This window comes from Trinickia sp. (assembly GCF_057351765.1).
Genome location: NZ_JBMRBK010000051.1, coordinates 147,413 through 170,136 on the forward strand (window position 1 = coordinate 147,413; position 22,724 = coordinate 170,136).

19 protein-coding genes are annotated in these 22,724 nt (G+C 62.4%); 11 read left to right on the forward strand and 8 right to left on the reverse strand.

Going from position 1 to position 22,724, the window contains the following annotated elements:
- Position 1 precedes the first annotated feature (1 nt).
- From ACO1XS_RS14275 to ACO1XS_RS14305, 7 genes are all read left to right on the forward strand, one after another.
- A complete protein-coding gene (locus ACO1XS_RS14275) occupies positions 2–1,927 on the forward strand; it encodes a (Fe-S)-binding protein (protein WP_486390973.1) in 1,926 nt (641 codons plus the stop codon).
- A gap of 5 nt (positions 1,928–1,932) precedes the next feature.
- Positions 1,933–3,117, forward strand: coding sequence for an electron transfer flavoprotein subunit alpha/FixB family protein (locus tag ACO1XS_RS14280; protein ID WP_486390974.1), 1,185 nt, complete (start codon positions 1,933–1,935; stop codon positions 3,115–3,117).
- Positions 3,114–3,908, forward strand: a complete 795-nt coding sequence (locus ACO1XS_RS14285) for an electron transfer flavoprotein subunit beta/FixA family protein (protein ID WP_331572938.1) — start codon at positions 3,114–3,116, stop codon at positions 3,906–3,908. The genes ACO1XS_RS14280 and ACO1XS_RS14285 overlap by 4 nt, the downstream gene beginning before the upstream one ends.
- An 88-nt stretch (positions 3,909–3,996) precedes the next feature.
- On the forward strand, positions 3,997–5,238 hold the full coding sequence (locus ACO1XS_RS14290) for an aromatic ring-hydroxylating oxygenase subunit alpha (RefSeq protein ID WP_331572936.1): 1,242 nt from the start codon (positions 3,997–3,999) through the stop codon (positions 5,236–5,238).
- A 27-nt stretch (positions 5,239–5,265) separates the two neighbouring features.
- Positions 5,266–6,426 (forward strand): FAD-binding oxidoreductase, encoded by a 1,161-nt coding sequence (locus tag ACO1XS_RS14295; RefSeq protein ID WP_486390975.1) that lies wholly within the window; start codon positions 5,266–5,268, stop codon positions 6,424–6,426.
- Positions 6,427–6,542: 116 nt separating this feature from the next.
- Positions 6,543–7,409 (forward strand): glycine betaine ABC transporter substrate-binding protein, encoded by an 867-nt coding sequence (locus ACO1XS_RS14300; RefSeq protein WP_440559823.1) that lies wholly within the window; start codon positions 6,543–6,545, stop codon positions 7,407–7,409.
- A gap of 314 nt (positions 7,410–7,723) precedes the next feature.
- A complete protein-coding gene (locus tag ACO1XS_RS14305; protein WP_486390976.1) occupies positions 7,724–8,854 on the forward strand; it encodes an acyltransferase family protein in 1,131 nt (376 codons plus the stop codon).
- Between the two features lie 50 nt (positions 8,855–8,904).
- Here the strand turns inward: ACO1XS_RS14305 and purU are convergent, their stop codons facing one another.
- The 3 genes from purU to ACO1XS_RS14320 all read right to left on the reverse strand — a co-directional run bounded on the left by purU (position 8,905) and on the right by ACO1XS_RS14320 (position 12,543).
- Positions 8,905–9,783: a formyltetrahydrofolate deformylase gene (gene purU / locus ACO1XS_RS14310; RefSeq protein ID WP_481579252.1), complete on the reverse strand. Its 879-nt coding sequence runs from the start codon at positions 9,781–9,783 to the stop codon at positions 8,905–8,907.
- A gap of 154 nt (positions 9,784–9,937) precedes the next feature.
- The gene (locus ACO1XS_RS14315) at positions 9,938–10,876 is read right to left on the reverse strand and encodes a choline sulfate utilization transcriptional regulator (RefSeq protein WP_486390977.1); all 939 of its coding nucleotides are present in this window, start codon (positions 10,874–10,876) and stop codon (positions 9,938–9,940) included.
- 155 nt (positions 10,877–11,031) lie between these two features.
- Positions 11,032–12,543, reverse strand: a complete 1,512-nt coding sequence (locus tag ACO1XS_RS14320; protein WP_486390978.1) for a CoA-acylating methylmalonate-semialdehyde dehydrogenase — start codon at positions 12,541–12,543, stop codon at positions 11,032–11,034.
- Between the two features lie 178 nt (positions 12,544–12,721).
- On the opposite strand from ACO1XS_RS14320, the gene ACO1XS_RS14325 reads away from it, so the two are divergent.
- A complete protein-coding gene (locus ACO1XS_RS14325; RefSeq protein ID WP_331572924.1) occupies positions 12,722–13,663 on the forward strand; it encodes a LysR family transcriptional regulator in 942 nt (313 codons plus the stop codon).
- 201 nt (positions 13,664–13,864) lie between these two features.
- On the opposite strand, the gene ACO1XS_RS14330 is transcribed toward ACO1XS_RS14325, so the two are convergent.
- A complete protein-coding gene (locus tag ACO1XS_RS14330) occupies positions 13,865–14,119 on the reverse strand; it encodes a helix-turn-helix domain-containing protein (RefSeq protein WP_331572922.1) in 255 nt (84 codons plus the stop codon).
- A gap of 276 nt (positions 14,120–14,395) precedes the next feature.
- Here ACO1XS_RS14330 and ACO1XS_RS14335 point away from each other — a divergent pair, with 276 nt between their 5' ends.
- The 3 genes from ACO1XS_RS14335 (at position 14,396) to choX (ending at position 18,101) form a co-directional block, all read left to right on the forward strand.
- Positions 14,396–15,352: an oxidoreductase gene (locus ACO1XS_RS14335; protein ID WP_486390979.1), complete on the forward strand. Its 957-nt coding sequence runs from the start codon at positions 14,396–14,398 to the stop codon at positions 15,350–15,352.
- Positions 15,353–15,576: 224 nt separating this feature from the next.
- A complete protein-coding gene (gene betC, locus ACO1XS_RS14340) occupies positions 15,577–17,142 on the forward strand; it encodes a choline-sulfatase (protein ID WP_486390980.1) in 1,566 nt (521 codons plus the stop codon).
- Positions 17,139–18,101, forward strand: a complete 963-nt coding sequence (gene choX / locus ACO1XS_RS14345) for a choline ABC transporter substrate-binding protein (protein ID WP_486390981.1) — start codon at positions 17,139–17,141, stop codon at positions 18,099–18,101. Before betC ends, choX begins: the two co-directional genes overlap by 4 nt.
- Positions 18,102–18,124: 23 nt before the next feature.
- Here choX and ACO1XS_RS14350 read toward each other — a convergent pair whose 3' ends face one another.
- The 4 genes from ACO1XS_RS14350 to ACO1XS_RS14365 form a co-directional block, all read right to left on the reverse strand.
- Positions 18,125–18,424, reverse strand: a complete 300-nt coding sequence (locus tag ACO1XS_RS14350; RefSeq protein ID WP_331572914.1) for a DUF3331 domain-containing protein — start codon at positions 18,422–18,424, stop codon at positions 18,125–18,127.
- Between the two features lie 228 nt (positions 18,425–18,652).
- Positions 18,653–19,306, reverse strand: a complete 654-nt coding sequence (locus tag ACO1XS_RS14355) for an HAD-IA family hydrolase (protein WP_331572912.1) — start codon at positions 19,304–19,306, stop codon at positions 18,653–18,655.
- Positions 19,307–19,403: 97 nt separating this feature from the next.
- Positions 19,404–20,582, reverse strand: a complete 1,179-nt coding sequence (locus tag ACO1XS_RS14360; protein ID WP_486390982.1) for a tryptophan 7-halogenase — start codon at positions 20,580–20,582, stop codon at positions 19,404–19,406.
- The gene (locus ACO1XS_RS14365) at positions 20,579–22,723 is read right to left on the reverse strand and encodes a LodA/GoxA family CTQ-dependent oxidase (protein WP_331572910.1); all 2,145 of its coding nucleotides are present in this window, start codon (positions 22,721–22,723) and stop codon (positions 20,579–20,581) included. Before ACO1XS_RS14365 ends, ACO1XS_RS14360 begins: the two co-directional genes overlap by 4 nt.
- Position 22,724 lies beyond the last annotated feature (1 nt).

Sequence of the window (22,724 nt, forward strand, 5' to 3'; positions counted from 1 at the left end):
CATGAGCCCGGCGTTCGTCATCACAGGGTTGCTGTGGCTCTCGATGGCCGGCCTCGCCTACGCGCTCGCGCGCCGCGCCGCATATTGGCGCGTGGGGCGCGCAACGCCGGCCGGCGCATTCGGGGTGGCCAATCTCTTTACCATTCCCAAACGGTACTTCGTCGATCTGCATCACGTGGTCGCACGCGATCCCTACATCGCGAAGACGCACGTGGCGACGGCCGGAGGGGCCATCGCGGCGCTCGCGCTCGTCTTCGTCAACTACGGGCTCGCGATTTACTCGCCGTGGCTCGACAAGCTCATCGGCGTGGCCGCCGTGACGATGCTGATCGGTGCGGTCTTCGTCTGGCGCCGCCGGCGCGACCAACGTGCGATGCCGGCCAGGCTTTCGCGCGGGCCGTGGAATGCGCTGCCCTGGCTGCTCGGCTCCTTCGCACTCGGGTTGATCTTGCTCGCCGTCGTGCCGAGCGCGGCCGCCTCGGGCTTCGTCGCCGTCATCATCGCGGTCCTGATCGCGATCGGCGCCTTTGCCATGACGGTCGGTGCCGCGCGCGGCGGGCCGATGAAGCACGCGCTCGCGGGCCTTCTTCATCTCGCCTTCCACCCGCGTCAGGAACGCTTCCGCACTGGCGCGGCGGAAACTGACAAGCCCGGTGTCGTGCCGCCGACGGCGCTCAAGATGCCGGAGCTCGATGCTCGCGAGTACGGCGTCGGCAAGCCTGTCGAATTCCGCTGGAACCAGCTTTTGAGCTTCGACGCATGTGTCCAATGCGGCAAATGCGAAGCGGCGTGCCCGGCGTTCGCGGCAGGCCAGCCGCTCAATCCCAAGAAGCTGATTCAAGACCTGGTGACCGGCATGGTGGGCGGCACGGACGCCGCTTATGCGGGCAGCCCCACCCCGGGCATCGCGCTCGGCAAGCATGGCGGCCAGCCGGATCTGCCGATCGTTTCGGGTTTGATCGAAGCCGACACGCTTTGGTCCTGCACGACATGCCGCGCCTGCGTTCAGGAGTGCCCGATGCTGATCGAGCACGTCGACGCAATCGTCGATATGCGCCGCAATCGCACGCTCACCGAGGGCGATCTGCCGGGCAAGGCGCCCGAAGTACTCGCCAATCTGCGCGAGACGGGCAGTGCCGGCGGCTACGACATCGCGGCGCGCTACGACTGGGCCGTCGACTTGAACGCACGCATCGCTGAATCGGGCAAGTCTGTCGACGTATTGCTCGTTGCGGGCGAAGGCGCGTTCGACATGCGCTATCAGCGCACGCTGCGCGCCTTGGTCAAGGTGCTGAACCGGGCGGGCATCGATTACGCCGTGCTGGGGCCGAGCGAAACGGACACCGGCGACGTGGCGCGCCGCCTTGGCGACGAGGCAACCTTCCAGCGCATGGCCAAGCGCCTGATCGCAACGCTCGATGGATTGAACTTCAAACGCATCGTCACGGCCGATCCGCACGTCATGCACAGCCTGCGCAACGAATACCGCGCGCTCGGTGCGCGTTATACGGTCCAGCATCATACGAGCCTCCTTGCCGAGCTCGTGCAATCGGGGAAATTGTCGCCGAAAGCATCGGCCGCGCTCGCTGACAAGCGGATCACCTATCACGATCCGTGCTATCTCGGGCGCTACAACGGCGAGACCGAAGCACCGCGCCGCGCCCTCAAATCGATCGGCATCAAAGTCGTGGAGATGGAGCGCCATGGTATGCGCGGGCGCTGCTGCGGGGGTGGCGGCGGCGCGCCGCTCACCGATATCCCGGGCAAGGCACGTATTCCCGATTTGCGGATGGCCGATGCGCGCGAGGTCGGTGCCGAGATCGTGGCCGTCGGCTGTCCGAATTGCACGGCGATGCTCGAGGGGGTGGTCGGTCCTCGGCCCGAGGTGCTCGATGTAGCCGAACTCGTTGCAGCGGCGCTGGAGTGAAGACGATGAATCCGATCAAACGTATCGATCCGCGCCGGCCGTTCGTCATTGCGTCGTCGGGGCTGCGCCGCATCACGCTGGGGCAGGAGCACGTGGCGGGCGCCGCGACGGACGATATCCCGCGTCTGGGCGCGCATGGCGAGCGCGAGAAGCCGCGCCGCACCGTGGAGCAAGCCGGGCGCGTTTTGCTCGTGGCCGCGCATAGCGACCGGGGTGCGCTCGACGAACATGCGCGACAGGCCGTGGCCGCCGCCGCGATCGTTGCCGATGCGCGTACTGAAGTCGTGCTCGTCGTGTTCGGTGAACTGACGGACGATGCCGCCGAACTGGGCGCCGATAAAGTCATCGAATTGCCCGCGCTGGGCCGTCCGGTTTTCGCGCCCGATCGCGCCGTTGCGGCGCTGAAGGCGTGCGTTGCCGCGTTTTCGCCGGCGCATGTCCTGATGCCCGATAACGCCACCGGAGACGGCGATCTCGGACGCCGCTATGCGGCGCTAGCGGGGGCGAGCATCGCCACGCAGGTAGTGGAAATCGATGCGTCGCACGTGGGTGTTTACGTCGACGCTCAACGACAGTTCGCGTCGCGTGCGTGGCCCGATGTGGTGCTGCTCGCCGCGGACGCCGTCTCTTCGAAGCTGCCATTCGTTGGCGCCGGCGAGCGCGCCTCATTGCCGGCGGAATCGGCGGCCGAGGGCGTCGTCGACACGCGCGACCAACTCTATCGCGACCTCGGCACGGTTCAGCTCGATGCGGCCGACGTCGCGCTCGAGGAGGCGGACTTCATCGTCTCCGCAGGCAACGGGGTGACCGATATTGCGGCTTTCGAGGCGCTCGCAGGTGCGTTCGGAGCGGCGATAGGCGCCAGCCGCGTGGCGGTCGACAACGGTTATTTCACGCGCGACAAGCAAGTCGGCGCAACGGGCAAGACGGTCAGCGCGAGTGTCTATATCGCTTTCGGGATCTCCGGCGCGGTACAGCATCTGCAAGGGATCAAAGACTGTCGCCACGTGATCGCCGTGAACCTCGACGCCAGCGCGCCGATCGCGAAGCGCGCCGATTTGACGCTCGTCGGCGACGCGCAGACGACTATCGCCGCGCTGACCCAAGCCGTCACGTCCGCGCGCGGCGCGCAGCCGGCGCCGGGCACGGCGTCCTCGCGCGCGACGCTCAACGAAGGAGTAGCCGCATGAACGCAGCGATGAATGACGCACGCATCGCGGTGCTCGTCTCGGTCGGCAGGCATCGCGTCAGCGCGGCGCCTTGTTATAGCCGAAACGACGCGGCCGCGCTCGAAATTGCGCGCGGACTGGAGCAAACCAAAGGTTGCTCGGTCGAGGTGCTCCATGCGGGCGACGCCTCGAATCCAGCGCTCACCGATTATCTGGCGCTCGGCGCGCGACGGATCGAGGTCATCGATTGCGCGTCGGGACTCGACGGCGACGATCCGATACCGGCGCTGGCCGAGCGGCTGCGGGGCGTTTCGCTCGTGCTGACCGGTACGCGCGCCGAAGGCGCCTACGACACCGGGATGCTGCCCTACCAGCTGGCGGCACAGCTTGGCTACACGTTCGTCGGCTCCGCGCTCGATGTCACTCTCGGCGACGGTTTTGCGACCGTCACGCAGTTCATGCCGAAGGGCGTGCGTCGGCGGGTGGAGGTGGCGTTGCCGTGCGTCGTCGCTATTCATCCTCAAGCGAACGTGAAGCCGCGCTACGCCTATGCGCGCGTGCCCGACGGCGCGATCGTGCAGGGCCCGCCCGCGGCGCGCAAGGACCTCGATTCGCCGTGTTGGTCGGTTGCGCCGACGGAACGCAAGCCGCGCAAGCTCGTGGCGAGCGAGAAGCGTTCAGGCCACGCGCGGATGCTGATGGCGACGACTACCGAGAGCCGCGGCGGAAACGTCGTAATTGAGGGGAGTTCGGTCGAAAAAGCGCAAGTCATCCTTGGTTATTTGCGCGAGCATCGACTCATCGATTACTGAATCGACGGCTGCGGACCCATCGCCGGGCCGCATCGTCGAGCAGATGGAATGTGTTTTGGAACCAGGACGTCACGAATCCGGAGTAGACATGAACGTATCGGCAGCCATTCGCGAACTCGTGGAACGACGCAAGCCAGGCTACAGCCTGGAGGCGCCGTTTTACCGGAGCGAGGAGATCTTCGCGCTCGATATGGACGCGATTTTCCGCAAACACTGGATTCAGGTTGCCGTGGAGCCCGATATCCCCGAGCCGGGAGACTATGTCACGGTCGAACTGGCAGGCGAATCGGTGCTGATCGTGCGCGACGACGATATGGCGATTCGCGCCTTTCACAACGTGTGTCGCCATCGCGGGGCGCGCCTGTGCAACGAGGAAAAGGGCGCAGTGGGCAATATCGTCTGCCCCTACCACAGCTGGACTTACAACCTGACCGGCGAGCTGATGTTCGCCGAGCACATGGGGGAGAAGTTCGACCGTTGCAAGCATAGTCTCAAGCCGGTCGCATTGCAGAACCTCGCGGGCCTCATTTTCATCTGCCTCGCCGACGAGCCTCCGGGCGACTTCGAGGTGATGCGCGCGGCGATGGAACCCTACTTGCTTCCGCACGACTTGCCCACCTGCAAGATTGCGGCTCAGGTCGACCTGGTCGAAGACGGCAATTGGAAGCTCACGATGGAGAACAATCGCGAGTGCTACCACTGCGTGGCAAACCATCCCGAGCTGACGATTTCGCTTTACGAGTACGGTTTCGGGTATCAGCCGTCGCCGTCGAATGCGGAGGGGATGGCGGCCTTCGAGCGCGCCTGCCTCGAACGCGCCGCGCAATGGGAAGCGATGAATTTGCCGTCGGTCGAGGTCGAGCGCCTGTCCGATGTGACAGGCTTCCGGACCCAGCGGCTGCCGCTGGACCGCAGCGGCGAATCGCAGACACTCGATGCAAAGGTCGCCAGCAAGAAGCTGCTCGGTGAATTCAAGCGCGCCGATCTGGGCGGCCTTTCGTTCTGGACGCAGCCGAACTCGTGGAATCACTTCATGAGCGATCACATCGTGACCTTCACGGTGATTCCGCTGTCGGCCGGCAAGACGCTCGTGCGTACGAAATGGCTCGTGCACAAGGACGCGGTCGAAGGCGTCGATTACGACATCGAGAACCTGATGGCCGTCTGGAATGCGACGAACGATCAGGACCGTACGCTCGTTGAATATTCGCAACGGGGCATCGGCAGCAGCGCTTACGAGCCGGGGCCTTACTCGCCCTTCACCGAAGGTCTCGTCGAGAAGTTCAGCGACTGGTACGTGCGACGTCTGCGTGCCGGGATCGCGGCATAACGGGCAACGGAAAACATCCGAAAGGGAATGGAAGCGAGGCATACGATGATGCGAGACGCGCAAATGTTGGAGCCCGGCGAGAGCCGGCTCACGCGGCCCGCGTTCTGGAGCCGGCTGGGTGAGCGGTGGACGAGCGACGACGAGGAAACGCTCGTGTGCTGCCAGGTACGCGAGGAAACGCATGACGTGAAGAGCTTTTTCTTCATGTCGCGGGAAGGGCGGACGTTCGTCTTCGAGCCCGGGCAGTTCGTGACGCTCGAACTCGAAATCGACGGCGAAACGATCAATCGCTGTTACACGATTTCGTCGGCGCCCACGCGCCCCCATACGATCTCGATCACGGTCAAGCGCGTGCCGGGCGGCAAGGTGTCGAACTGGCTGCATGACAATCTGCGCGCCGGCGATGCCGTGCGCGTATTGGGGCCTGCCGGTGCGTTCACCTGTGCGCGGCGCCCGTCGGGCAAGTATTTGTTTCTCTCCGCGGGGTCGGGCATTACGCCGCTCATGTCGATGAGCCGTACCCACCACGAACTCGGCGAAGACCGGGACATCGTTTTTCTGCATAGCGCCAGGACGCCCGACGACATCATCTTCGCGCGCGAGCTCGATCTGATCGCATCGAACCACCGGAATTTCCGGACTGCGTTCGTCTGCGAACGGATAGGACAACGAAGCAATTGGTCCGGTATCACCGGCTTTCTGACCTTGCCGCTGCTTTCGCTCATCGCTCCGGATTTCATGGAGCGCGAAATCTTCACGTGCGGCCCGGCGCCGTATATGGAGGCCGTACGCAAGATGCTGGCGGATGCCGGATTCGATCGCAGCCAGTATCACGAAGAGAGTTTTTCGTTCGAGGAAACAGTGGCGCCCGAGCTGGACGCTGTCGCAGCGTCGCCGGCCGTGTCCGATGCGGCGCCCGCCGGCGAGCGTTTTGCCGTTTCGTTCGCGAAGAGCCGACGCGAAATCGAATGCGCGGCCGATCAACACGTACTCGACGCGGCACGGCAGGCAGGCGTGCGCTTGCCGTCCTCCTGCACGCAAGGCATGTGCGGCACCTGCAAGGTCAAGCTCGTGTCGGGGCAGGTGGACATGAAACACAACGGTGGAATTCGTCAGCGCGAAATCGACCAGGGCATGGTTTTGCTGTGCTGTAGTAAACCTCTGACGGATCTCGTCATCGATAAATAAAAGAAACGTCGTTTACGGACAAGACGGTGTCGGAAAACTTGACTACCGCGTTTTAATGGCTGCGCACTCTAGAGACTCCTTAGATGCGCTGATCTCGACGATCAGGAGACCTGAACATGAAACTTATCAAGCAGTTGGTGCTGACGGCTATTATTGGAGCCGGTCTCGCCTGTACGGCGTTTTCCGCGTCGGCCGATAGCAAGCCGACGATCAAGATCGGCTACGTCGAGGGATGGGACGACAGCGTCGCAACGTCGAACGTTGCCGCGCAAGTCATCGAAAAGCGGCTCGGTTATCCGGTACAGCTCGTGCCGGTGGCAGCGGGCATCATGTGGCAAGGTGTGGCCCGCGGCGATCTGGATGCGACGCTGTCCGCCTGGCTGCCGGTCACGCACGGCTCGTACTGGGAAGAGTTCAAGGGCAAGGTGGAAGATCTTGGACCGAACTTCAACGATGCGAAGATCGGTCTGATCGTTCCCGCCTACGCCAAGGCGAACAGCATCGACGATCTCAACACCGAGAAGGGTGCGTTCGGTGGCCGCATCGTCGGCATCGACGCGGGCGCGGGCGTGATGCGCAAGACTGAGGAAGCAATCAAGAACTACGGCCTCAACTACACGCTGATGCCGAGCTCGGGCAGCGCGATGACGGCCGAGCTGGCTCGCTCGGAAAACGCGAAGAAGCCGGTGATCGTGACGGGTTGGGCGCCGCACTGGATGTTCGCGAAGTGGAAGCTGAAGTTCCTCGAGGACCCGAAGAAGGTATTCGGCGGAGCGGAGCACGTCGATAACGTCGTGAATCCGGGGCTGGAGAAGAAGGCACCGCAGGTGGTGGCGTTCCTGAAGAAATTCCAGTGGAAGCCGGGCGAGATCGACAGCGTGATGCTGGCTACGCAAAACGGTGCGAAGCCGCAGGATGCGGCGAACACGTGGATCGCCGCGCATAAGGACCGGATCAACGAGTGGGTGGCCGGTTCGCAGTAATCGATCGTCTTAGCGAAGCGACTGAGCGCCCGGCATCTTGGAACGATGCCGGGCGCAATCTTTTTGGGGCTGAGGTTCGATATCGGGGAAGCGCGGACAAAGCCTGGCCTTCCGGCGCGCCGACGATTCCGGGATTGGAAAGATCGGTTTTTTTGTGGCGTTCCGCACGTTATCCCGCGACTTTCCACGTAACTATGCGAGCACACGGGGATTGAAAGCGGGGGCATGTCGTTTCGACGGGGGCTCAGTGTCGAAGCGTAGCCATAACAGGCACCTTGCTCCCGGCCGGCAATTGACACGGCAAAAGGTCGCTGATGAACCGCCCAATAAAAAGCCTGGAAGGTATGCGCGGCCTCGCGGCGCTTCTTGTCGTGCTTTACCATGCCAAAATCTCGCGGCCGCCAATATTCGACAACGGTTACCTGGCTGTCGATCTCTTCTTCGTTTTGAGCGGGTTCGTCATCTGCGCCACCTACGGCTCGCGGCTCCAGCGCATCGCCGATCTCCCTACGTTCGTGGCCCGGCGGCTCGGCCGCTTATGGCCCGTCCATCTTGTGGGGTTGATGCTGTATATCGCAAACTGGAACCTCGTCGCCTGGATCCTCTCCGCGCACCCTGTCGGGCTGCCGCCCCTGAGCGAATTCGTGGCAAACCTGACGATGGTTCACGGGTTCAACTTGTTCGATCGTCTCGTCGGAGACTTTTCAAGCTGGTCGTCCTCGGACGAGTTCTATGTCTATCTGATGTTCGCGGCGATCTGCATACTCGCAAGGGGACGACACCGTGTGGCGATCCTTGCGGTGTGTGCGCTTTCTGCCTGGGCGATATGCGTCTGGGCTTCGACCATACAAGACGACTGTTTGCATCGCGGTCGATGCCTCGAGCTCACCTTCCGGTTCGGTTGGGCGCGATGTGTCGCCGGGTTCTTCCTCGGTGCACTGCTCGCTGAATACCGCGACACGCACATAGTGCGCGCTTTATCTCGAGGACATGCACAGCTCGTTGTGGCCGCTGCCGCGCTGGTCTACATGAATCTCGCGGGCTCGCTGCGCGGCCTTGCATTTGCCGCCCCCGTCGTCTTTGTGTTCTTGATCGCGGCCGTAGCCTCCGATGAAGGACCCGCTGCACGGTTCTTTCACCGTCCGATGTGGCAGTCGCTTGGCAAGGTATCGTATTCGCTTTACCTCGTGCACGCGGATCTGCTCGGCCCGCTGTTCGCTCCCCTCGCTGGACTCCACCCTCGTCCGCTCGCGGCCGTTCTGGCCACTACGGCTGTCTATCTCGTGGGCTCGGTCCTCCTTGCACACGTCGTCTATCGGTTCGTCGAAGCGCCGTGCCGCGACCGGGTCAACCGCATGTCGCGCAGGTGGGAGCGCCCGTCGACAAAGAATGTACAAGCATCCTACGACGTACCGTCAGAGGCTCCGGTTGCGGGCATCCGTTGACTCGCTCGGCTGTTCGAACCGACCGCATAGCCGCCCGCGTTCGATTCCTCTCACTGCAAGACGACGGTCCGATCGCCATTGATGAATACACGCCGCTCGATGAAGGCCTTGACGGCACGCGCGAGCGTGATGCATTCGACATCCCGGCCCACCGCAAGCAACTGCTCGGGCCGATGCGAGTGGTCGACCCGCTCGACGACCTGTTCGATGATGGGCCCCTCGTCGAGATCGTCGGTCACGAAATGCGCCGTTGCGCCGATCAGTTTCACACCGCGCGCATGCGCCTGGTGATAAGGTTTGGCGCCCTTGAAGCCCGGCAAGAACGAGTGGTGGATGTTGATCGCGCGTCCGGCAAGCTTGCGACTGGTTTCGCCCGAAAGAATCTGCATATAGCGCGCAAGCACCATGAGTTCGGCACCGGTCGTATCGAAGAGATCGAGAATCCGCGCCTCTTGCTGCGCCTTCGTTTCGGGCGTGATCGGCAGGTGATGAAACGGGAGCGCGTGCTGGTGCGCCAGGGGTTCGAGCGTGGTGTGATTCGAAGCCACTGCGACGATATCCATCTTCAACTCGCCCATGCGCCAGCGGAACAGCAGATCGGCGAGGCAGTGCTCGAGCTTGGACACCAAAATGAGCACCTTCGGTCGCATGTTCGCATCGTGGATGGCCCACTGCATGCGAAACCGATCGGCAATGGGCGCGAACTCTTTTTTCAACGCGTCGATGTCGAGCGCTGCCCCGTCGCGGCGCGCCCCGTGAAAGACACAGCGCATGAAAAAGTGCTCGCTGCTGTCGTCATCAAAGACGGTCAGTTCGTCGACATAACCCTGATGCTTGTCGAGCAGTCCCACCACGGAGGCGACCTGCCCCGCGGCGCTGGGGCAATCGAGCGTCAAAATGAACTGATGAGTGCGATCGGTCGATGGCATGCGCGTGGCCTCTGAATCTCATTGGGAAATGCGCGAGCTACCGCGGTGGAATGCGGATGCGGCGCGTAGCATGCCGAAGTAAATCAGGTGCAAGGAGCGCAGGATAGAACCGAAACGCCGTCCCGTTGGTATCGGCCCGTCAACGATCGGCCCGTCAGTAGGGCGCGGCGTTTGCGGCGCAGCCGCAGGCGGCGAAGAGCCACCGCCGGAACGCGGGTGCAGCCGGCGCTTCCGGGCGCGCGGCGGGGCAGACGAGGAAATAGCCGCGCTCGGTGACCACGGGGGGCTCAGCCACGCGCACGAGTTGTCCCGTTGCAACCAGCTCGTCGATAAGCGGCACCCAGCCGAGCGCCACGCCTTGATGCGAGAGCGCGGCATGGATCACGAGAGCGTAGCTGTTGAACGTCATGCCCTGGTCTTCCGGCGGCGCGCCGAGGCCATGCGCGGCAAACCAGCCTGTCCAGTCGAGCCAGCGTTCAGGGTGTGTCGGCTGCACATGCAGCAGCGGCACCGCGCGAAGGTCCGCGGGGCTTGCGATCCCGGGGTGCGCATTTCGAAAGGCTGGCGTACAAACAGGCGTCACCTGTTCGGGGAAAAGACGGGTCGAGCGATAAGGCGACCAATCTCCCGAGCCGAAAGCGATCGCGATATCGGCGCGATCCCGCTCAGGATCGAAGCCTTCCTGCGACGTGACGATCTTGACGTTGACGCCGGGCACGGCGCGCTTGAACTCGGCCAGACGCGGCATGAGCCAGTAGGTCGCGAAACCGAAGTCGGTCAGGATCGTGAGGGTGCCATGCGCCGTGCGGATTCGGATATCCGCGGCGGCATGCCGGATTTCGTCGAGGCTCTTCTTCACGGCCTCGAAAAGATGTATGCCGTCCGCGGTCAATCTCACGCCGCGATGACTGCGTTCGAAGAGCGGAACGCCAAGATCGGTTTCGAGTTGAACGATACGCTGGCTCACGGCGGGCTGGGTCGAACCGAGCTCGCGTGCAGCGGCGGTGAAGCTCGACAAGCGAGCCGCCGCTTCGAACACGAAGACTGCCTGCATAGGCGGCAAGCTGTCGGGGCGACGAAATCGATCGTTCATGCCGGCCTCCGACCGCGGTCGGATAACAAACAGTGTGAAAAAGTGAAGGAGTACGAAGCGAGTAGGGCAATCCTCTCCGATATTAGGGAGTTTCCGGGTTCCGGGCAATCGTGTCGTCGCCGCGCGAATCCAACGCGCGGCGACGCGTCGCGGGCTTACTTCGCGACAGGCATCGAGAATTCCGCGCCTTTCTCGGTGCTTTCGGGCCAGCGCTGCATGATCGATTTTTGTTTCGTATAGAAACGCACGCCTTCCTCGCCATAGGCGTGCATGTCGCCGAACAGGCTTCGCTTCCAGCCGCCGAACCCGTGCCAGGCCATCGGCACAGGAATCGGTACGTTGATCCCGACCATGCCCACTTCGATTTGCCGGCCGAACTCGCGGGCCACGTGGCCGTCGCGCGTGAAACACGCCACGCCGTTGCCGAACTCATGGTCGTTGATCAGTTGCACGGCTTCGGCGAAATCCTTCACGCGCACGCACGCCAGTACCGGGCCGAAGATTTCCTCGCGATAGATGCGCATTTCGGGCGTGACATCGTCGAACAGCGTCCCGCCCGTGAAGAAGCCGTTTTCGTGGCCCGGCACCTTCAGGCCGCGGCCGTCGACCACGAGCGTCGCGCCTTCTTCGATGCCCGTCGCGATATAGCCTTCGATGCGCTCGAGCGCCTGTTGGGTCACGACCGGCCCCATTTCCGCGTCGGGCTCCATGCCGTTCTTCACGACGAGCTGGCGCGCGCGCTCGGCAAGGCGCGGCACGATCTTGTCGGCTACCTCGCCTACCAGCACGGCGACCGAGATCGCCATGCAGCGCTCGCCGGCCGAACCGTAGCCCGCGCCGATCAATGCGTCCACCGTTTGATCGATGTCCGCATCCGGCATCACGACCAGGTGGTTCTTCGCACCGCCCAGCGCCTGCACGCGTTTGCCGTGCTTGGCCCCCGTTTCGTAGATGTAGTTGGCGATCGGGGTGGAGCCGACGAAGCTGACTGCCTTCACGTCCCGGTGCTCGAGCAGCGCATCCACCACGACCTTGTCACCCTGCACGACGTTGAACACGCCATCGGGCAGGCCCGCTTCCTTCAGCAGACGCGCCATGAAAAGCGATGCCGACGGGTCGCGCTCGCTCGGCTTCAGAATGAACGTGCAGCCGGCGGCCAACGCGACGGGGAACATCCAACAGGGGACCATGCAGGGGAAGTTGAAGGGCGTAATGCCGGCAACGACACCGAGCGGTTGCCGCACGGTCCAGTTGTCGATGCCGCGGGAAACCTGCTCCGTGTAGTCGCCCTTCAGCAGTTGCGGGATCCCCGCCGCGAATTCGATGACGTCGATGCCGCGCGCGACTTCGCCCTGGGCGTCGGAGAAGACCTTACCGTGCTCGGCGACGATGATGGCCGCAAGTTCGTCCTTGTGACGATTCATGAGCTCGAGAAAGCGCAGCAGCACGCGTGCGCGCCGAATCGGCGGCGTGTCGCGCCAGCCCGGGAACGCGGCTTTCGCGCTCGCCACGGCGGCATCGACGTCGGCTACGGTGCCGAGCACGAGGCGGCGGGCCACTGCGCCTGTCGCCGGATTGAAGACTGCCTGCGTGCGATCGCCCGCGCCACGCTCGGTTTTACCGCCAATGAAGTGAATCACGTCTGCGGAATCGGCATAGGGCTGCATTTCGTCTCCTCACGGGTTGGTTGATGCTGACAGTGTACGAATGCGGGGGCCGCATGCAAAGCCTCTCCAACTGAATTGATTGTTTTCTACGGCGAACAATCAATGAGCGATGCGTAAAACATAACTCGACGCGGTGCTATCATCGGCAGGCTTATCGGCGTGCTACGGAACTCCATATATGGATACGCAAAAGATCGAGGCGCTCTGGACCCACTTGCATTGGCTCAACGTGCTGGCATCGCAGGGTACTTACACGGCGGCGGCAGCTCGGCTCGGGGTCAGCAAGGCGGCGGTCAGCCAGCGCATCGCGGAGCTCGAGCGGGCAGCGGGGGTGGTGTTGGTGCAGCGCACCACCCGCAGCGTGCGTTTCACTGAGGCGGGCAGGCGCCTCGTTGACGACACGCGGGAGGACTTCGAGCGCATTGCCGCGACATTCGCGAGCGTGCGCGAACTGGCCGATGCGGTGCGTGGGACGGTGCGCGTCACTGCGCCGGTCGCGTTCGCGCGCCAGCAACTGGTGCCGCGCCTCGCCGAATTCTCGCGCGCGTATCCGGAGGTGAGGGTGCAGCTCGAGCTATCCGATCGGCTTACCTCGATTGCGAGCGAGGGTTTCGACCTTGCCATCCGCCATAGCGCGAACGTGCCGGATACCCATGTGGCCGGGAAGCTGTGCGATACGCGCTCCGTGATCGTCGCGACGCACGCGTACCTCGAGCGGCGTGGCACGCCGCGGGCGCCGGCCGATCTTGCGCAGCATGATTGCCTTTACTATCCGCGCCCAGTGGGTTCCGGCGTGTGGTCTTTCGAGAAGGTCGGCAGACGCAACGAAAAGTCGCGCGTCAATGTGACGGTGAACGGACCGGTATCGGCGAACAACAGCGAGATATTGCGCGATGCGGCGCTCGAGCATCTCGGCATTGCGCTGTTGCCGGACTTCACCGCGCAATCCGCCTTGCAAGCGGGCAAGCTCTCGGTGCTGTTGAATAACTGGCGCCCGGTGGGCGCATTCGCTTCGCAACTGCATGTGGTGCGCCCGCACGGCGTACAGGTGGCACGCGCGGTCAAGTGCTTTACCGACTTCTTGCGGCAAGCGTTCAGGGATGGATTTCCGCTGGAATGATTGGCGAAGCTGCAGACGTCACCGGTATGCCGCAGCGTTCGCCGTTGCTTCGAGGCTGGAGACGGATTGCTGGAGACCTCCGAAAACGCGCACCGCGACGCGCTCCGGAAATCCGGTTGGCAGATGCCGCGAGACGCTCGCGATAACGTCGGGAGTGCGCGCAATGAGCCGCGTAATGAGAGGCTCGGCATCGGGGCCTCGTCACCATTCCGGCTGTGCGTGATCCGGCTCGTCTCGGTCTCGCGTCTGCACGCAGAGTTCCAGCCGATACAGCGCAAACAGCATCAGCATCTGTTGGAGCGAAAGGCTTCCGGTGCTCGTGGTCTCGAGCGCTGACAGCCTTGGCTGCTGTACGCCGATTTGAGCCGCCGCATGCGTTTGCGTGATGCCTTGCGTCTTCCTCGCCGAGAGAAGAACCTGGCCCAATTGCGCCGGGGTCCGAATGATGATCTCCATGGCAGATATCTCCGATACAAATATTCCGCAAGATATTCGTACAAGAGATATAACGCAAATATTTGTGTCAGAGATAGAGGAAGATTATTCCTGCAGGAGATAACGGCCGTGTCGGTTTCTGGTCTGCCTCTCTGGCTACCGCGGTGACGAGGGCACAGTCTCCCCGGTTCCAGCGGGCCAATGCGCTACGCCTCCGTTGCTCGGCAACCCCGTAACCACGCGGCCCATTGCCAGTGTTAGTCTTCGATGCCAACTGTACGCATAACGGGAGCGCCGATGAAGAACGCCCAGTCCTGGACCGTCTCCGATCTCCCCGAGCAGAGCGGCAAACGCGTCCTGATTACCGGTGCAAACAGCGGCATCGGATATCAGGCGGCGCGTGTCCTGGCGCGCAAGGGCGCACAGGTCGTGCTCGCTTGCCGCGACTTGCAGCGCGCCGAGCGCGCGGCAAACGCGATTCGAGCCGAAATACCCGCCGCCGACGTCGAGATCGCGATCGTCGACCTCGCGTCGCTGGCATCGGTGCGGGCATTCGCCCGGGCCGAACTCGCGCGGCAGCGCCCCTTGCACGTACTCGTGAATAACGCCGGTGTCATGGCGCCGCGGCGCCGGCGCACGACAGCCGACGGTTTCGAGCTTCAATTCGGTGTCAATGCCCTCGGCCATTTCGCGTTGACCGCGTTGCTTTTTCCGGCTATCGAGCAGGCTGCGGCTCAGGCCAGCGAGCCGCCTCGCATCGTGACCGTCGCATCCATCGCGCATAAGGGCGGACGTCTGGCGTTCGACGATCTTCAATCGAAGCGATCGTATTCACCGATGGCGGCCTACCGTCAATCGAAGCTGGCCGATCTGGTCTTTGCACTCGCGCTCGCCAGGCGGTTGAGCACGGCCCACTCGCCCATCATGTCGATTGCCGCGCACCCGGGCGTGGCGAATACCAATCTCTTTCGCGGCTCGGACCGACCGGCCGTCGAGCGTGCGGCACGCGGGATGGTCGGCAGGCTCATCGGACTTTTTTTCAATAGCGATTACGCCGGCGCGTTGCCGACGCTTTTCGCGGCAACCTCGGACGCAGCCATCAGCGGCGGCTACTACGGCCCTCGAGGTTTGATGGAAATGCGCGGCGAGCGCGTAGGGAACGCCCGAGTCGCGCGGCGTGCATGCGACGTTGCGGCGGGGGACCGTCTGATCGAGGTCTGCGAAAAACTGACCGGCGTAAGCCTTCCCGTTTGAGCCGCGACACGCGGCCCTCCGTAAGCGCGGCCGGCGGCTCGCAGCCATAAGCCCACCTTATGAGCACATAACGCCCCAGCGCTTCTCAAGCACATATTGAAGCGCAATAGTGGATTCGATGTCGCGCATTTCGCATGCCGCCCGCTCGGTGCGTTTTGCGCGGCCAAGCGCCGTCTACCACGGACTCCTGACTATTCGAACCATCGAATCCGCATCGATCGACAATGCACGCCACTCAACCCAATCTGCTCGTCCTGATGGCCGATCAACTGACGCCCTTCGCGTTGGGCGCCTATGGACATCGCCTCACGAAGACGCCGCATATCGATACGCTTGCCCGCGAGGGCGTCGTATTCGAATCGGCTTATTGCGCGAGCCCGCTGTGCGCGCCGTCGCGCTTCGCATTCATGGCGGGGAAACTGCCCTCCGCGATCGGCGCGTTCGACAACGCAGCCGAATTGCCCGCCCAGACCTTGACCTTCGCACACTATCTGAGGGCTGCCGGCTACCGCACGGTACTCTCGGGAAAGATGCATTTTTGCGGCCCCGATCAGCTTCATGGTTTCGAGGAACGCCTGACGACCGACATCTATCCCGCGGATTTCGGCTGGGTGCCCGATTGGGACCATCCCGATGTTCGGCCAAGCTGGTATCACAACATGAGTTCGGTGATCGACGCGGGCACATGTGTTCGAACGAACCAGCTCGACTTTGACGATGAGGTGGCGTTTTGCGCGAAGCAAAAGCTTTATGACATGGCCCGCGAGCGGGAAGCCGGCATCGACGATCGGCCGTTTTGCATGGTCGTCTCGTTGACCCATCCGCACGATCCCTATGCAATTCCGCGCGAGTACTGGGACCTCTATCGCGACGATGAGATCGATATGCCCGCCGTGTCGCTCTCGCATGACGAGAGCGATCCGCATTCCAAGCGTGTGCGTGCCGTTTGCGAGATCGACCGCACGCCACCGACGCCGCAGCAGGTCCGCGACGCCAGGCACGCGTATTACGGTGCGGTTTCCTACGTCGACGCACAGTTCGGTGCGGTGCTCGACGCGCTGCGTTCGACGGGCCTCGCCGAGAACACTGTCATCGTCGTGACGTCGGACCACGGAGACATGTTGGGCGAGCGCGGGCTTTGGTACAAGATGACGTTCTTCGAAAACGCTTGCCGTGTTCCCTTGATCGTGCACGCGCCGCAGCGTTTCGCCGCCGCCCGGGTCAAAGCATCGGTTTCGCACATCGATCTGTTACCCACGTTCGTCGAGCTGGCGAGCGGCAAGCCGCGCGGGAGCTGGCCGGACCCCGTCGATGGGTCGAGTCTGATGCCGCATCTGCGCGGCGAGGACGGCCATGACGAGGTTTTCGGCGAGTATCTCGCCGAAGGCGCGATCGCTCCCGTCGTGATGATTCGGCAGGGGCGATACAAATACATTCACTCGCCGGCCGACCCCGATCAGCTATTCGACCTTGCGGACGATCCGCGGGAGCTGCATAACCTGGCGTCCGATCCCGGTGCGGCCGGCGTGCTCGACGCGTTTCGTGCGCGCGTGCTGCAGCGTTGGGATTTGCCGCGCTTGCGCGAACTGGTGCTGGCGAGCCAGCGGCGCCGGCGTTTTCACTACGAAGCCACGACGCAAGGGAAGATCGCGTCATGGGACTGGCAACCGTTTTCCGACGCGAGCCGCCGTTTCATGCGTAACCATCTCGAACTCGACACGCTCGAAGCGATGGCGCGCCTGCCCCGCGTCGCGCTGAGCCCAACCGCCTCTCATGGAGAGCCGCAATGAGGAAGACCACGCTTGCTTTTTGGTGCCTGTCGTCGCTTTTGTCCGCATTCTTCATCAGTTGGGCGTCGACGGCTGCCGCGGCCGACGGCGCGACCTGCACGTCGGTGCGCATGGCCGATCCGGGTTGGACCGATATCGATGCGACGAACGCGATGGCGGGCGTCGTACTCAAGGCGCTGGGCTACCGGCAGACAGTGCAGAACCTGTCCGTGCCGATCACCTATGAAGGTCTTCGCAAAGGACAGATCGACGTTTTTCTCGGCAACTGGATGCCGGCTCAGGCGCCGCTAATCAAACCGTTTATCGACGCTCATTCATTGGACGTGGTGCAGGCCAACCTGACCGGGGCGAAGTTCACGCTTGCCGTGCCCGACTACGTGGCCGCGGCCGGCGTTCACAGCTTCGCCGATCTCGCCCGCAATGCGTCGCGCTTCGGCGGCCGGATTTATGGCATCGAGCCCGGAGCGCCGGCCAATCAGAACATCAAGAAAATGATTGCGGATAAAGCGTTCGGCCTCGGCGATTGGAAGATCGTTGAATCGAGCGAGACCGGCATGCTGACCCAGGTTTCGCGTGCGGTGCGCGAGAAACAGTGGATCGTGTTTCTTGCGTGGGAGCCACATCTGATGAATACCGAGTTTCATCTCACGTATTTATCGGGAGGCGACACTTATTTCGGTCCCAACTATGGGGGCGCAACGGTCAATACGGTGGCGCGTAGCGGCTTCACCGGGCAATGCGCGAATCTCGCGCGGCTGTTCAAGCAGATGACGTTCGATGTGGCGATAGAAAACCAGATGATCGCGCGCGTGCTGCGCGATAAGGCCAGCCTGGAGACCGCCGCGCGACAAGCTTTATCGGCTCATCCGGCGATGCTCGACAAGTGGCTCGATGGTGTGACGACGGTAAAGGGAGCGAACGGTTTGCAGGCGGTCCGTGCATCGCTCGATGCGCATTAGCGCAAGCGGCGGCCAGGGCTAGCTCAGGTTGCCCGTGGACAGCTCGTCTCGCCTTGCATGAACGCTTCCACCGAAATCATGGCCGACGCATTGGCCGGTGCAGGCCGCTCGGCGGGGCGAAACACGGCGTCGCCGCGGCGAATGGCACGGCGTGAAACGACGCAGGTTCCCGACGAATTGGCCGAGCGGCGGCGCCAGCGCTGCTCGCCATAATGGCAACGACCCGGCTCGACCCAGCGGATCACGAGCGTGTTTTCGGACTGCTCGAGTATTTCGATCTGGACGCGGCTTAGGTCGGGGGCGGGAGATTTTCTAGTCCTCATTGCAGCTCCTTGAATCGAGCTCCCTAAATGTATTCGCCCGCGCGCTGAACGAACATCGCTATATCCGTAGAAACACAATTCTTGAAAGCGCAATAATGACGCGTCGTTACTTCATATTTGACGGATTGTTCGTAATCTCCGGCTAATTTTTGGGCTGGAACTACGTTTTGGCGGATTAATCGACGATTGAAGCCGCGTGCGCGTTGTGCAGGCATGCGGCGATCGGATTCACGCGGGACTGCGGAAGTGGCTCGCCCAGGCATCGAGCGAATCGAGCGAGGGCGATTCGATTGCGGGACGTTGGGCGCCGGCGGCGAGCGGTAGCCCGACACGGTTGTGCCAGTAGGTACACATCCCGAGCGCGGCGGTGCCGAACATGTCGTAGCTCGATCCGGCAACGAAGGCGGCATCGCCCGCGCCCACGCCGAGCTTTTTCAACGCGAGCTCGTAGGGGCGCTTGTCAGGCTTGTAGGCGCCGGCCTCTTCCGCCGTCACGACGGCGTCCCATTGGACAGGAACGATCGAGGCGGCTTGTCTGCCGAGCCGCTCGGAGCAGTTCGTGACGACCGCGAGTTTCGTGCGGCTGCGCAACCGGCCCAGCACTTGGGCGGCCTCGGGCCAAGGTTCCAGTGTCAGCCAGTTGTCCTCGAGAGCGTGCGGCGCGGACGGCGGCAATCCCACGTTCTCGGCGGCTTGTCTGACGAGCGTTTCGTACGCCACGTATCGTCCGCATCCGTAGGTGAGCCGCAGATATTCGGCGCGCCATGCGCGGCCGGCTTCGATCGTCCCGGCACTGCGATTCCACAAGCTCCACGAATCGAGCAATGCGGTCAGCAAATCGAACAATATGGCCTTGGGATAGTGCTCCGAGCGGGCGTTCATCGTTGCGCAACCTCGACATGGATTTCGGATGCGTTCGAGTATACGTTTCGAGAAACGACGTAGGGTTAAGCGTCGCTAACTGTACGATTTATCCGTGCTACATGCTCGCCGGCGTGATTTGCCTTTGCCAAAATTCCGAGGCCGGCCAACGCTGCTCGAGGCAATAGAGATCGCGTCGCAAGTCCAGATAGCGGCGGTACTGCGTGCGGACCATTTGCGCAAACGCTTCGAGCGCATCGGAGGTTCCACTCATGTGGCTCTGAATCGCCTGGGCCGCGTGAATCCCATTTGAGAGCGATTTGACGATTCCCTGAGCAGTAATGGGATCGTAGGCCGACCCGGCATCGCCGATCGCGAGCCACCGTTCGCCGCATAGGCGGTCCAGGCAGTACGACGGCACGGGATAACACCGAACCTGCGCGTCCCGCGGATCGATGCCATCCATCAGTTGCGATGTATGAGGCGCAGCGCGCAGCATTCGGTACCAGCGCTCAACTTTTTGCAACTGCATCGTGCGCACGATCGGCACGTCCGTTGCGAATGCAATGATGACGGCGTTGCCTGGTATGGACGCGACATACCACCAACCTTGCTCGACAGCCTCGAGATGAGTAAGCCTGGAAAACGATACGTCGGCGTTGTGGCGACGCAAGCTCGCAGCAAAGCAGATGAGGGGATTTGAATTGATTTGTCTGGCACCGCGTTGTCGGGCAAACACGGAACGTCGACCGCTTGCATCCACAACGAAATCCGCGTGCACGCGCGCGAGGACCCCACCAGGGCATTTGAGGCTCAACATGTATCCCGTTGAACCGAGCGGCTCGGATCCCGAGAGCGAACTTCCGGTCAGCAATTCCACGCCGGCGGCATGCGCTTGCGCGGCGAGAAAGGCATCGAACCGGCTTCGGTCGAGATGCCATCCGTGCCCATGGGGGTTGAGAAGAAAATCGTTGTAGCCGCGTTTGTCGCTGCCCCAATATGAACAACTCCCGTAGCAGGGCTCATGATGCCGTGTGAGAAAGGCGTCGTCGATATTCAGGCTTCTGATCAATATTCGGGATTCGGGTGGAATGCTTTCGCCCACCTTGAATCCGCTGTATGAAGAAGCTTCGACGACCAGGATATCGCTGACGCCGGCGTTTGCCAGCGCCAGTGCGCAACTGCTACCGGCGGGTCCGCCTCCTATCACCGCGACCCGATAGTGCGATTGACTGGGTGCCGGTGAAAGCCGATTCTCCACGAGGGCGGCATGGGCCCCTTCGCATTGGGTGTTCACCTATCGCGGTTCCTCGGCGGATGGACCGGATCGGTCACTGTGTTGGCCCAAGGTTCGACGAGATTGCTGTGATCCTTCTTGAAGCGGCTTTGGACCTCCAGATAGTAGTCTCGCGGATAGCTGGGGTGATATCCCTCTATCGCAACACCCTGTATGACGAAGCCGATCTTGTCCCAGTTGACGAGAATATCCCGGCGCTGCTGATAACGCCCGACGTTCATGGCCGGCGTATTGAACTTGTCGGATCCGGCATGAGACACGGCCGCCGTGCCTTCGCCGCGAACGGAATAACGCTGAACGGGCAACTCACCGCCGTTCGCCGCAAGATCGTCATAGGTGTAGACCGCCACCGGTCTTTGTGCTGGCCAGGACCAGAACAAGGTCGTATTCACCCGTCCTCCATATACGTTGCTCTCGGTCAACGGGCCGTTCGGGTTGGGGTCGGGGACATGCGTCGCACATGAGTTGTAGTCCGTATGCCATGGAATGGACATGAACTTGCAAAGATCTCCGGGCTCGACCGTCTGATATTTCTCTTTTGTTGATCGCGGTATATAACCGATGCCGAGAAATGGCTTGTCCGCGGTCGCGGTTCCGTAGTCGAGCTTGCGCATGTTGATCCGAAACGGTCCGATCGTCGGGTCATGCCAGTTCGCCTTGTACAGATTCGGATCCCGGACGATAAACGTCAGGTCGATTCCGGGGCTGAAACGCCCACCCAGACAGTTGGAAAGCACGGCTTTATCGAGCGCTTCGCCCGGGCCGAGATGCGCCTGCCGCCCGGACGGCTGGCACCGGCCGTCGGTCCACTGCTTGATGAAGAAATACTGCGACGTGGTGAGCGTCAGGAAACTTTTCCCGTTATCGCCCAGGGAAAGCGGCATCAGCGGCGAGCCGGTCTTTATCTGCGTCGAAGACTTTGGGTCGCGAATGAAGGACAGAATGTTGAACGTAGGCTTCGTCGCCTTGAGCTGGTCGAGGTTGCGATGGCTACTGATCGCCGATTTCGGCAGATTCGTGGTCCACATCTGCAATGAGGCCGCGCGAAGAATCGGGAAGACGTCCTCATCGAACGACGGCTGGAAGTCGGTCTGGTAGTTGAGATCTCTGTAGATGTCAGGTCTGAGTTGGAACTTCTCGATCCATGTGTTCAGGATGTCGTCCCACAGCGTCACGACGTTTCTCGTCTGCGGCGCATAGGCCGGGTCGGTCGACACCACCCACGCACCGCTGTTCACTTCACGCTTGCTGCCATCGTCCAAAACGAGCCATGCGGTAACGGGGCCGTCAGCGGTGTCGTCGAACCAATTGTCGTTATCGACATCCTCGTTCAACGGTGCATCCGGGTTGGCATGTCCCTTGGAATCGAAACCGCAAGCGCGACCGTAAGCCCCCAGCACAAGCAGACGCCCCTTTGGCTCGGTGGTCATCTCTCCCAGCTTCGTAATCGGCTGGCTGGCCGACGACGCAACCTGTTCCGTACCATCGGACGGCGGAAACGACTTCGGATAGTGGTGTAAGTCGACCAGCTGGCCTTTGGCGTTGCAGTAGCTCGCCATCGTGGTCTTATCGAATGCAACTTTCTCCTGTTTCGATGCTGCAATCGCTCGAGGACCGGCATCGATGACCAGGTGCCTCAGGCGGATCTCGTCGCCAGGGTCCGACGGCTTGCCGGAAGGGTCCCGCATAAAATTCGGATTGCGAAGCGGTGGCTGTTTATCGCCTTCATAGCCGTCGAGGCCGCCGGGCCACGGCGCTGCCTCGATCCGCCAGCAGTTCGCTTTCTTGTTGGCAAGATGCACGGTCCAAACGATGTCCTTCACGAGCTTGCCATCGACTCTCGAGCCGATGACGACCTCCGTGCCTGCGCCACAGGGATATCCGGTGGAGCCGGTATCGTCGTACTGGTAAATTCGGAAGCGTGCGGCTTGGCGCTTGAGACGTCCATGCTGATCGCGGAGGTCCGCACTGGTAATGGGGGTGTTTTCTTCCGTACCCGGCTTGATGGGAAGTCCTCCCGTGGCCTCTTGCCCGGCGACGGGCAAGCCAGCGGACGTTTCCGGGCCGATGTAGTACTCCTCACTGCTGCCGACCCGCGCGAATCCGATGCTGGGATGAATGCGTAGGCTGGTTTTCGACATG